Annotated in this window: 12 protein-coding genes; 9 read left to right on the plus strand and 3 right to left on the minus strand. The window is 31.8% G+C overall.

Annotated elements, in window-relative coordinates:
* Positions 1 to 36 precede the first annotated feature (36 nt).
* The 5 genes from Q0945_RS03300 to Q0945_RS03320 are packed head-to-tail and all read left to right on the plus strand — an operon-like array spanning position 37 to position 2755.
* Entirely contained in the window at positions 37 to 672 is a 636-nt protein-coding gene (locus Q0945_RS03300) for a hypothetical protein (RefSeq protein WP_299430744.1), read from the plus strand.
* On the plus strand, positions 669 to 1571 hold the full coding sequence (gene hemF, locus Q0945_RS03305) for an oxygen-dependent coproporphyrinogen oxidase (protein WP_299430746.1): 903 nt from the start codon (positions 669 to 671) through the stop codon (positions 1569 to 1571). Before Q0945_RS03300 ends, hemF begins: the two co-directional genes overlap by 4 nt.
* A gap of 9 nt (positions 1572 to 1580) precedes the next feature.
* Complete coding sequence (locus tag Q0945_RS03310; protein ID WP_299430748.1) at positions 1581 to 1739, plus strand: hypothetical protein; 159 nt, start codon at positions 1581 to 1583, stop codon at positions 1737 to 1739.
* 41 nt (positions 1740 to 1780) lie between these two features.
* Complete coding sequence (locus Q0945_RS03315) at positions 1781 to 2149, plus strand: YchJ family metal-binding protein (RefSeq protein WP_299430753.1); 369 nt, start codon at positions 1781 to 1783, stop codon at positions 2147 to 2149.
* A 24-nt stretch (positions 2150 to 2173) separates the two neighbouring features.
* Positions 2174 to 2755, plus strand: coding sequence for a PmeII family type II restriction endonuclease (locus Q0945_RS03320; protein WP_299430755.1), 582 nt, complete (start codon positions 2174 to 2176; stop codon positions 2753 to 2755).
* A 41-nt stretch (positions 2756 to 2796) separates the two neighbouring features.
* Here the strand turns inward: Q0945_RS03320 and dcm are convergent, their stop codons facing one another.
* Positions 2797 to 4125: a DNA (cytosine-5-)-methyltransferase gene (gene dcm / locus Q0945_RS03325; protein WP_299430757.1), complete on the minus strand. Its 1329-nt coding sequence runs from the start codon at positions 4123 to 4125 to the stop codon at positions 2797 to 2799.
* 91 nt (positions 4126 to 4216) lie between these two features.
* On the opposite strand from dcm, the gene Q0945_RS03330 reads away from it, so the two are divergent.
* Positions 4217 to 4792 (plus strand): hypothetical protein, encoded by a 576-nt coding sequence (locus Q0945_RS03330; RefSeq protein ID WP_299430759.1) that lies wholly within the window; start codon positions 4217 to 4219, stop codon positions 4790 to 4792.
* A 5-nt stretch (positions 4793 to 4797) separates the two neighbouring features.
* On the opposite strand, the gene Q0945_RS03335 is transcribed toward Q0945_RS03330, so the two are convergent.
* The gene (locus Q0945_RS03335) at positions 4798 to 7434 is read right to left on the minus strand and encodes a DEAD/DEAH box helicase family protein (RefSeq protein WP_299430761.1); all 2637 of its coding nucleotides are present in this window, start codon (positions 7432 to 7434) and stop codon (positions 4798 to 4800) included.
* Between the two features lie 138 nt (positions 7435 to 7572).
* Between Q0945_RS03335 and hemB the strand changes: the two genes are divergently transcribed.
* The 3 genes from hemB to Q0945_RS03350 all read left to right on the plus strand — a co-directional run bounded on the left by hemB (position 7573) and on the right by Q0945_RS03350 (position 10398).
* Positions 7573 to 8562 (plus strand): porphobilinogen synthase, encoded by a 990-nt coding sequence (gene hemB / locus Q0945_RS03340; RefSeq protein WP_299430763.1) that lies wholly within the window; start codon positions 7573 to 7575, stop codon positions 8560 to 8562.
* A gap of 238 nt (positions 8563 to 8800) precedes the next feature.
* Positions 8801 to 9922 (plus strand): CNNM domain-containing protein, encoded by a 1122-nt coding sequence (locus Q0945_RS03345; RefSeq protein ID WP_299430765.1) that lies wholly within the window; start codon positions 8801 to 8803, stop codon positions 9920 to 9922.
* A gap of 2 nt (positions 9923 to 9924) precedes the next feature.
* Positions 9925 to 10398 (plus strand): methylated-DNA--[protein]-cysteine S-methyltransferase, encoded by a 474-nt coding sequence (locus Q0945_RS03350; protein WP_299430767.1) that lies wholly within the window; start codon positions 9925 to 9927, stop codon positions 10396 to 10398.
* Between the two features lie 105 nt (positions 10399 to 10503).
* On the opposite strand, the gene Q0945_RS03355 is transcribed toward Q0945_RS03350, so the two are convergent.
* The gene (locus Q0945_RS03355) at positions 10504 to 10959 is read right to left on the minus strand and encodes a hypothetical protein (protein WP_299430769.1); all 456 of its coding nucleotides are present in this window, start codon (positions 10957 to 10959) and stop codon (positions 10504 to 10506) included.
* Positions 10960 to 11242 lie beyond the last annotated feature (283 nt).

An 11242-nucleotide genomic window follows, 5' to 3' on the forward strand; every position in this document is an offset into this window, starting at 1 on the left:
CGCGCTATACAAAAGATATTACAATTCAATAAACTAATGCAGATAATTGAAAAATATGATCGCCAATTTGAATATTTAGGTATCCTAATTAACCTTTTAATAGCCTACCAATTTTATAAAATTTGGAGTAATCCAACTATAAATGATGCTTCTACTGTTTCTGCATTGGCAGCTCTAATGGCTTTTGAGTTTATCATGGTCCACTCTGGTGTTTTTATGGCTGTAATGCCTAGAAAAATATCTTTATATGTATTATTTCCAGTGTATGGTCTTTTTGCACTTGCTTTTAATGCTGCAACAGAGAATAATACTATATTAATAGCTTACTTAGTAGTTATATTTAATCGTATGCGTTTTGCATTTTCAGATGTAAGTCCGGCTTTAAAAAATAGAGCAATATTAACTTCTGTTTTAGCTGCAATTATATATTTTATATTAATTTTTGTAATCGTATTTAATATGAATTCCATTCCGGAACTGGGATTACATGAAGAGTACTTAGAGCTTTCTGGTTATAATGCCGCAAAAACATCCGGTGGTGTGTTTATAGACACGCCACATATTTCTATTTGTTTTGGACTAATCTATTATTGCTTTTTAGTGCTAATTGAAGTATTATTACTTTATAAGCCACAAAATAAAAACCCGCCTATAAATATTCCTGATATATGAAAGATACTTTCTACGCCTATATTCAACAACTACAAGACACTATAACTACTAAATTAGAAGAAGTAGATGGTGTTGCTACATTTAAAGAAGACCTTTGGAAAAGACCAGAAGGCGGTGGTGGTAGAACACGTGTTATAGAAAACGGAGCTGTTTTTGAAAAAGGTGGTGTAAACATTTCTGCAGTGCATGGTGCTTTACCAGAAAGCATGCAAAACTATTTTGGTGTTAAAGATGCCGATTTTTTTGCTTGTGGACTTAGTTTAGTAGTACACCCTAAAAACCCAATGGTACCAACAGTGCATGCTAATTGGCGTTATTTTGAAATGTATGACAAACAAGGTAACATTGTAGATCAATGGTTTGGTGGTGGTCAAGACCTTACACCCTATTATTTATTTGAGGAAGACGCTATTCATTTTCATAAAACATGCAAAACAGCTTGTGATAAACATAGCCCAACATTTCATAAAAAATATAAAGAACGATGTGATACCTATTTTTGGAACGCACACCGTAATGAAGCAAGAGGCTTAGGAGGCTTATTTTTTGATTATTGTAAAGCAACCGATACTATGGCTATGCAAGACTGGTATAACTTTGTAACCGAAGTTGGCAATAGTTTTTTAGAGGCATATATACCAATTGTTATAAAAAGAAAAGATTTACCATATACTAAAGAACAAAGAGACTGGCAAGAGGTTAGGCGTGGCCGCTATGTAGAATTTAATTTGGTGCATGACAAAGGAACTTTATTTGGTTTACGCACCAACGGACGTATAGAAAGTATATTAATGAGTCTTCCACCGCATGTACAATGGCATTATAACCATCACCCAGAAAAGGGAAGTGAAGAAGAAAAATTACTTCAGGTTTTAGCAAATCCAAAAGATTGGGTTTAAAACTAGATTATGGCTAAAAAAGGAAAAGAAAAAAATACGGTAAACAAAGCAAAGCATACTAAGTTAATGAACCGTAAAAAGAATAAACTTAAAAAAGAACAGGAGACTAGAAAAGAACGGCTAAAAGCTATTGTAAAGCTAAGCCAAGAAAAAGCAAAAGATAATTAATGGGAAAGAATTGTTTTTGCGGTAGCGAAAAATCATATACGATGTTCTGTAATATACTACATAACAATATATTAAAAGCAAAAACGGCAGAGCAATTAATGCGTTCCAGATATTCTGCATTTGTTATGGCAAACGGAGACTATTTAATGCAAAGTCACCATTCTTCTACCAGGTCAACTAAAGATAAAAAAGCAATTATTGCCTGGGCAAAGTCTGTTAATTGGATTAAGTTAGAAGTTTTAGAAACAACCAAAGGAGCTGAAAAAGATACTAAAGGGACTGTAACTTTTAATGCGTATTATTACGAAAATGGAAAAGTTAATGTTCTAAATGAAAAATCGGCCTTTGTAAAAGAAAATAAGCATTGGGTATATTTGGGGTTAGCAGACAAAATCTCATCAAATATTTAAACGTACTACAAGGGAAGAAAATTTTTGAAAAAACATATCTTTGAAAACATGGAAGAAGTAGAGTTACTAAAAATTGTTACAGAATATTTTAGGTCTAATATTTTTGAAAATCATAAATCGAGCTCTATTAAAACACACTCCAAATTAAAATCTTATAAAATAAATCCTATTGTAGTAAAATATTTATCCAAAATACTAGAAAAAGATTTTACACCAATTGGTATTGCAAAGGCACTTTATTACCCCCGCGTTCTTGGAACGTCTATAAACACCTCTTTTGGGACACGAATACAGAATATGTTTGTAGCTTTAAAATTAGCTGAAGGCTCTTTAATTAAAGGAATGGATATTGAATTTATTGATAAAATTGATGGTAGAAAAAAATGGTGTCAATTAAAGTCTGGTCCAAATACAATAAACTCGGAAGATGTTTCTCCTTTATTAAAAAAATTTACAACAGTTACCAATTTAGCTAGAACAAATTCTCTAGCGATGAATAATTCAGATTTAATATTAGGTGTCTTATATGGTGAAGAGAGCCAATTAAGCCAACATTATAGCAAAATTAACCAACAATTCCCTGTTGTAATAGGAAAAGACTTTTAGCATAGAATAACTGGTTTCCCTAACTTTTATAACAAACTAGTTCAAGAATTAGATAATACTATTTCTTCTTTAGACACTGAAGATTTTTTTAATGAAGGATTAGAGCTATTAGCATCAGAAATAAAATACTCAGAATTATTTAATTTTGAATAATAGTTATTCAAAAATTTAATAATAGAATATCCTAATTCTTGACCTAAGTTACAAGGTACTGCATTTCCAATTTGCTTATATTGCTGTGAAACCGAACCACTAAACTCCCAGCTATCTGGAAAAGTTTGTATTCTAGCATACTCTCTTACTGTAAATGGTCTTGTTTCATCTGGGTGGCATCTTTCGGTTTGTTTTTGAGCAGGGCTACATGTAAGCGTTAAACTAGGTTCATCCCAACCAATTCTTCTTGCCATTCCTGTTTTTCCTCCTCCCAAATAAAAACTCTTACCCATATAAGATTTTTGAATAGCAATAGGTAAATCTCTCCAATATCCTTTTGGAGGCACCATTTTTAATATTTCTTCTTTATGTTTAGGATACTTTGATCCAAGAGACTTCGGAACATCAGAACTATATAATTCTCCCTTTTTTAAAGCATCAATTAAATTGTAAACTTTTCTATGCTTCTTTGGATATTCGTAAGCTATATCAATATCTTTTCTTATACCAACAAGAATTAGCCTTTCTCTTTTTTGTGGAACTTTATAGTTTATCGCTTTTAAAACTTCAACGGGAACAACATTATAGCCTATTTCATCTAAAATTGAAATCATTCCTTTGAGAGTTTCTCCTTTTTCATGTGATAAAAGACCCTTTACATTTTCACCAATACAAATTGGCGGGTTAACTTCTTTTATAACTCTTGCAAATTCGTAAAACAATGTACCGCGAGCATCTTCTAAACCTAATTTCTTACCAGCATAACTAAAAGCCTGACAAGGAAAACCACCAGTAACTATATCAACTTCTTCTTTATATTTATGAAAAGAGAAAGATTTTATATCGCCTTCTAAAACATTCCATTTTGGTCTATTTTTACGTAATGTTTGGCACGCCCATTTATCAATTTCATTTAGAGCTACACATTTAATTCCTGCTTTTTCTAAACCAATTGCTAAACCTCCTGCTCCTGCAAAAAGTTCCAAAACCTTGTATTCTTTTAATGGAGCTATTGAATTATCAGTTTTCTCATCTATTTTATCAGAAAATAATTCAAGAAAAGTATTTAATTGTTCCTTTTTATAAACCCGGTAGTTGCTAATAGGTTCCCTAACTGCACTAAGTTTTCCTTCTTTATCCCATCTTCGTAAAGTTTCTTTACTTTTACCAATAATTTCTGAAGCCTCAGAAAGTGAATAATAATCCTTTATACCCATGTTACACAACCTTACACATTGGTTACAAATTTATAGGAAAAATTTGAATAATAAAATTAAGTTCTTTGTTCTTTTCCATTTATTTTTTGTTATGCTTTTTTCATTTTCATGCAACTCCAGAAAAAAAGGAAAGAGTGATATTAAGGTACTCTTTACTCCAGACACACTAACCGCTGGTTATACGTATTGGTGGCCAGAATCTGGTCCTTTTATTGGAGAATGTAGTACAGAACTTTCCTTAGTTTTTAGAGGTGTAGTTACCCAATTAAAAGAACCAACAGATGAAGCTGGCCCCTTATACACTTCGCAAGACGGAATTATAAAGTTAGAACAAGTATATAAAATTAAAGATATAGGTGGTAATAAATATACCAATCAGAATTATTTTAAAACAGACTGCTTTAATGGTTTAGACTTAAAAGTTGGAGATGCCGTTTTAGTTTCTTGTTATGATTATGAAGGAGATTATACTATCCCCGGCGAAAAATCTATTCTAAAAATATCAGGCGATAGTGACCCTATAATAAAATCCATAAAAAAGTATCTAGATAAAGACCAAAACCCAATAAAAATTAGAAAAGATATAAAGCTTTGGGAAAAACATTTTTTAGATAGCGCACTAGAAAAGCAAATTCGTTGTAAGCAAGAAATGCTTAAAAACAACTAACATTACTACTTCCAGATTACTGCTTTTTTAGTTGGTTTATCTTCGGTATTGGTAATATGCAAAATACGTGCTCTAAGTAATATGGCTCTACCAGTTTTTTGTCTGGTATAAATTAATTGGGCACTGTACATATTTTTCTCCCAATGCTTTAAAAAGAGTAGTGCCCTTTCTTTTTTATCACCAAAAATAGTAGGTACTACATAAAAGCTTTCTATACCTAGTTGCTTTTTAAACCAATGTTTTCTTAGTAATAAATACCTAGGGTTTTCTATAGGTGCTAAAACCTCTTCTAAAGCAGTTATAAAAACAGAGCTTTCATAATTTGTGGCTCCTAATAGCATACACGAAATTGTACCATAAGTATCTAAATTAGTTTCCACTTGCAGTTTTGCTTTTGAGGTACTTATATACCCTAAATCTTTCATGGTATCTACTATTGCCCAACCCATTTTGCCAACATGCTTATGTATTTTTCCATAAGTTATATAAAGCTTTATGGCTTTATAGGTTTTTATACCAAATCCAAACACAAAGGCAGATAGTAATGCATAAATAAATTGTAACCAACCTCTTGTTAAAAGAACGGTCATATTCTTAAGCAAAAACTCTGGTAAGAAAAAAGTAAGCATCGCAACTATTTCAACAAAACTATAGGCAACCATATCCTTATAAAGTAGTTTCTTTTGTTCTATAAAAGGTTTTTTACTTCTATGATACTTTTTTATCTCTCTCTGTAAACCAGTACCATTTAATACCGCTTCTTGCCATTTGCTTTTAATCTTTGGTCTGTTAGCGGATGCTAATAAAGCCTCTTCATTTGCTTTAGAAATTTCTTCCTCGGTATCCATATTGGAAACAGACAATCTATCTAACCCACTTTCTATATATACAGGGTTTTCTTTAGAAATTCCCATAAAAGCATCAAAACGCCTAGTTAAGGTCTCATAATCCTTTCCTTTATTTTCATCGGTTGGGTCTATACAAGCTAAATGCCAAATAACAGCAGTTTTATTTGGGTTTCCTTGTTGGGAACGAATGGCTCTTCCTCTCATTTGGTTAGAAGAAACAAAAGAACCTACAAAAGATGCCAAGATTAATGTGTTTATAGCTGGAGCATCCCAACCTTCACCTAAAAGAGATTTTGTACCAATTAGTATATTAATAATTCCGTCTTGGAATAATTCAGTTAGTATCTCTACAACAGTAGTATTTTCAGAAGTGACAGTTTGTAGAATTACAAAATCAGCATCAGACTCCAATACAGAAAAATTGAATTTTACTTGCGGATACCTTTCCAACAATTCTGTTTTAGCATTTGTGCTAATAACAACTAGACTTCCAGTTAATATACCAATTGTTTTTTTGTTGACATTAGATGTCTTAAGCTTATGAAATATGGGCAGAACCCCTAATTTGTTAATCTTGGAAACCTCATTTTCTTTCGTATTTAAATATTCTTTTCGGATATAGTCTGTTAAAACAACCGTACGCAATTCTGTTCCTAAATCTCTCTGCGCAGATTCTGCAATTGCCACGATACTATTTAACTTACTAGCACTTGTAGAAAGGGTTTGGTAAAAGAGTTCGGAACCTATTAAATCAATCCTTTTGGTTTTTAAAACCCCTAGTTTTCGCAATTTCTTTTCCCACTGTTTTAAGAAAACTTCATACTCTTGTAGGTTTTCTCTATCCTGAAAAAATAAGTGATTAAGAAGTATACGCAACCAATGTGTTGTTAAGGCAGGGAAATCCACCAACTCTTCTTTATCAAAGCCTAAAACCTCTAATTTATCCGTTGCAATAGGTATATGTACACTTTGCAAATAGATAAGTAAAGCCGAGAAATAAGTAGGGTTTTGATAAATATCTTCTAAATACGTTTCGGTCTGGTGTAGAAAACGATGGTTTTGTATTAGCTTTCTAAAATCAGCATCAGCCTGTAAATCTTCTAATAATTGTGCTACTTTTTGTCGAAACTCATAAATGTAGTTTATAGTACTATCCTCTGGTAAAGAAAAATGTACAAAATCTTGGTGTGCACATAAATCGCCCTCTTTTACTAAATCTGGCACCGCAATTTCATCATCAATTGGACCACATAAATCAAAATAACGTTCTACCTCTGTACTACCGCTATCATAAGGCGGCGTTGCTGTTAATGCAACTATAGTTAGGTTTAACTCTTGTTTTAAAATATGTAAACATTTCCACCATTCATTTTTTAAGTGGTGTGCTTCATCTAAAACTAATGTTTGTATCCCTTGTTTTTTAAAAAAACGAATAAAAGCCTCTTGCGATTCCTGCTTTTTAAAAAACGCATGTAATCCTTGGTATGTACTAAAAGTAATGTCTGAAGGCTTAGAGACTGCAAAAGAGAACGCCGTAAAAGGCTCTTGACCAACAAAAAACTCTTGCAATCTATTTTCCCACTGGTTACGAATAGTTAAGGTTGGTGCCAAAACCAATGTTTTTTGGTTTAATTGCCTAACTATTTCTAATCCTAAGAGTGTTTTTCCTGAACCTGGAGGTGCAATAACATGTAGATGATTATCTGTAATATGTGCTTCAAAATGCGCTAAAAACGCTGCTTGATACGTTCGCCAAGGAAATTTAAAAGATAAAGACGTAAAGCTAAGTATCAATTACAAAAGGATTTTAAAGGCAAATATTAGCATAAATGTAGACAAACAACGTTTTACAATCCAATAATATTGGCGTAAACCACAATTCTATTGCCGTTTTTCTTTTCTTTGTAATATAAAATACTATTTAAGAAAATTATGTACCCACTTATAAGAAATAGAAGATTACGTAGTAATGCAGCTGTTCGCAGGTTAGTTCGTGAAACCATAATAACTCCGGATGATTTTCTAGTGCCACTATTTGTTGTGGAAGGAAAAGGTATAAAAAAAGAAATTCCGTCCATGCCCGGGCAATATCACTTAAGCTTAGAAAATTTACAAAAAGAGGTAAAAGAACTATGGAATATGGGACTTTGCGCGGTGTTACTTTTTGCAAAAGTTCCAGATAACCTAAAAGACAATAAAGGAACGGAAGCCTTAAATCCAGACGGACTAATGCAACGTGCCGTAAAAGCGGTAAAAGATGCTTGTCCAGAAATGTTGGTAATGACCGATGTTGCTTTAGATCCATTTTCTATGTACGGTCATGATGGTATTGTTGAAAACGGACAAATATTAAATGATGAGTCTTCCGAAGTTCTTGCAGAAATGAGTGTTTCTCATGCAGAAGCTGGAGCAGATTTTGTTGCACCAAGTGATATGATGGATGGTAGAATACTAACCATTAGAGAAGCCTTAGAAGATGAAGGGTATACCAATACTGGAATAATGAGCTACAGTGCAAAATACGCTAGTGCCTTTTATGGTCCTTTTAGAGATGCATTAGATTCTGCTCCAGTAGACAATAAAAATATTCCAAAAAATAAAAAAACCTACCAAATGGATTATTCTAATAGGTTTGAAGTCATTAGAGAAACCCAAATGGATATTGATGAAGGTGCCGATATTGTAATGGTAAAACCAGGTTTATGTTACTTAGACATTGTTCGTGAAATTAAGAACGAAGTAGATGTACCTGTTGCTGTTTACCAAGTTTCTGGTGAATATGCTATGCTTAAAGCTGCAGCAGAAAAAGGGTGGCTAGATCATGATGCTGTTATGATGGAACAACTAATTGCAATTAAAAGAGCTGGAGCAAATATTATTGCTAGCTATTTTGCTAAAGATGCAGTAAAACTATTAAGCTAAAAAAAATAGCACTTAATACTTTTTGGTATTATACTAAAAATAAAAAATCACTACCAAAGTATTCAATAATACTTATAAACAATATATTACAATGAATCGTATATGATTTATTCTGTTCGCATGATTATAAAATTGCCTTATTATTGTGATTTATAAAAGCAATTGCAATTAATTAACTGCTACCAAAAAAATAAACACTATTATATTTATCCGTATTTTTATACCTTAAACACTATTCATGGCACTTCTTATATTTTATGCTTTAATATCTATTTTCTTTTCTTTTCTGTGTTCTATTCTCGAAGCGGTATTATTAAGTATTACGCCTACTTTTATTACCGTAAAGAAAAAAGAAGGAAAAGCATTTGCTTCTACTCTAGAGGAACTTAAAAAAGATGTAGACAAACCACTTATTGCAATACTTACCATTAATACAATTGCCCATACTGTTGGTGCAATATTAGTTGGTGTACAAGCAAAAGTTGCTTACCAAGAAATGTATGGCTCTGTAAAACAGTCTTTCTTTGGAATACAATTCTCAGAAGAACTTATGGTTGGTGTAGTTTCTACCATAATGACCTTACTTATTTTAATTGCTTCAGAAATTATTCCTAAAACTATTGGCGCAACCTATTGGAGACAACTTGCTAATTTTTCTGCAAAGTCTCTTAAAATAATGGTATTATTTCTAAAATGGACAGGTCTATTGTGGATTTTACAGTTATTTACAAAATTAGTTGGTGGCAAAGGACATCATGGCAGCGTTTTAAGTAGAGAAGATTTTACTGCAATGACAGATATTGCTCATGAAGAAGGGGTTTTTCAAAAATCAGAATCTACTATTATAAAAAACTTATTGCGTTTTGATGAAGTTCTTGTAAAAGATATAATGACACCTAGGGCTGTTATGAAAATTGCATCAGAACAAAAAACCATTCGGTCTTTTTTTGATGAAAATCCTAAATTACGATTTTCTCGTATCCCTGTATTTAGTGAAAAAGTAGATAATATTACAGGGTTTGTACTTAAAGACACTATACTTGAAGAGATAATAAATGATAATGATGATATTCCTTTATCTGAGATAAAAAGAGATATTTTAATTGCCAAAAGAGATACTCCTATACCACAACTCTTTGATATTATTATCGCAAAAAGAGAACATATAGCTTTGGTAGTAGATGAATATGGTTCTGTTAGTGGTTTAGTAACATTAGAAGATTTAATTGAAACACTTTTGGGCTTAGAAATTATGGATGAAAGTGATAATGTTGCAGACCTACAGCTCTTAGCCAGAAAAAAATGGGAAACCAGAGCTAAAGAAATTGGTATTATTGAAGAAAATACTAAGTTAGAGTAAAAATGGAAGAGGCATTTATTAAAACTCCATTAGGTATTGCTAAAATAATAGGCAATGAAAATGGTATTGCCTCTATTATTGTTCTAAATTCTGATGTTCCTCTTACCACTGTTATACCAGAAGTTTTAGAAGATGCTGTGTACCAACTTAACGAATATTTTAAAGAAGAACGCAAAGTCTTTAATTTAACCTTAAATCCTGAAGGAACTAGTTTTCAAAAAAAGGTTTGGAAAGCTTTAGAAGATATACCCTATGGAAAAACAATTTCCTACATGGATTTATCTAAAACCTTAGGAGACCCAAAAGCAATACGTGCTGTGGCAGCTGCAAATGGCAAAAATCCGCTTTGGATTGTAGTGCCATGTCATAGAGTAATTGGTAGTGATGGTTCTTTAACTGGTTATGCAGGTGGTTTACACCGTAAAAAATGGCTATTAGAATTAGAAAGTCCTTCAAAACAGACTTCTTTATTTTAACAGTAATAAATAAAAAAGAGTTTAGTGACTTTTCTAATTAAAATAGAAAAAGAAACTAAACTCTTTATATATAAAACTTATAGATGTTTACATTCTGAAATACGCTTATTTTCTTTCGTATTTAGCATATACATAGGTATCCGAATCATTATCCTCGCAACCGTATATTCCCCATTTTAAAACATCCTTTCCATCAAATTCAGACTTAATATCATAAGCTTCTAAATCATCTTCATAAGCATCTTCTAAAGGTGTAATTTTATACGTGCCATCCTCATTTTTTTTCCACTCACCGCTTTCAGAAAACTCACCATCTTCTATTTCAATATAAGTGCCATCTGCTTTAAAAGTATAGGTGTTAATAATATCGGCATCTCCAGGTCTTGAAGTTTCAATTTCATCCGTATCACAATAATATGAATGTTCAGAAACAAAGTTCCATTCGCCAATTAAAAGGTCTACATCTGCAAGTTTATCTTCAACATTTGCATCCTCTTCTGAACAAGCAGTAAAAAGAATAAGTAATAAAAAAGTTAATGGTAATTTAAAAAAATAGTTCATGGTTATAATTTTGGTTTATTATTGAGTTCTATAAAACGCCTTACAACCATATTATTGTATAAATTATATTTTTTTCTTATTTGATTAAAGAGATTTATCTTACATTTTATAGAAAACAAGCAGAAAAGAAAGCAATATTTTTTAATTATTACAAACCAATTAGTTGGTTTTAAACCCTTATAGCTACTAACAGAATGGAGTTTTTACTTTTCATCGATACTAAAACATCAAAAAAAGAAGTTTTAGTAATTAGCAATAGGTTTTAAAAAACTAAAAACCGACT

The sequence above is a fragment of the uncultured Maribacter sp. genome, from assembly GCF_947500405.1.
GTDB lineage: Bacteria > Bacteroidota > Bacteroidia > Flavobacteriales > Flavobacteriaceae > Maribacter_B.

Excerpts from the sequence above, each read along its gene's own strand:
- Q0945_RS03300 (WP_299430744.1), top strand. The coding sequence starts at position 37 with ATGCAGATAATTGAAAAATATGATCGCCAATTTGAATATTTAGGTATC.
- Q0945_RS03350 (WP_299430767.1), top strand. The coding sequence starts at position 9,925 with ATGGAAGAGGCATTTATTAAAACTCCATTAGGTATTGCTAAAATAATA.
- dcm (WP_299430757.1), bottom strand. The coding sequence starts at position 4,125 with ATGGGTATAAAGGATTATTATTCACTTTCTGAGGCTTCAGAAATTATT.
- hemF (WP_299430746.1), top strand. The coding sequence starts at position 669 with ATGAAAGATACTTTCTACGCCTATATTCAACAACTACAAGACACTATA.
- Q0945_RS03355 (WP_299430769.1), bottom strand. The coding sequence starts at position 10,959 with ATGAACTATTTTTTTAAATTACCATTAACTTTTTTATTACTTATTCTT.
- Q0945_RS03310 (WP_299430748.1), top strand. The coding sequence starts at position 1,581 with ATGGCTAAAAAAGGAAAAGAAAAAAATACGGTAAACAAAGCAAAGCAT.
- Q0945_RS03315 (WP_299430753.1), top strand. The coding sequence starts at position 1,781 with ATGTTCTGTAATATACTACATAACAATATATTAAAAGCAAAAACGGCA.
- hemB (WP_299430763.1), top strand. The coding sequence starts at position 7,573 with ATGTACCCACTTATAAGAAATAGAAGATTACGTAGTAATGCAGCTGTT.
- Q0945_RS03345 (WP_299430765.1), top strand. The coding sequence starts at position 8,801 with ATGGCACTTCTTATATTTTATGCTTTAATATCTATTTTCTTTTCTTTT.
- Q0945_RS03330 (WP_299430759.1), top strand. The coding sequence starts at position 4,217 with ATGCTTTTTTCATTTTCATGCAACTCCAGAAAAAAAGGAAAGAGTGAT.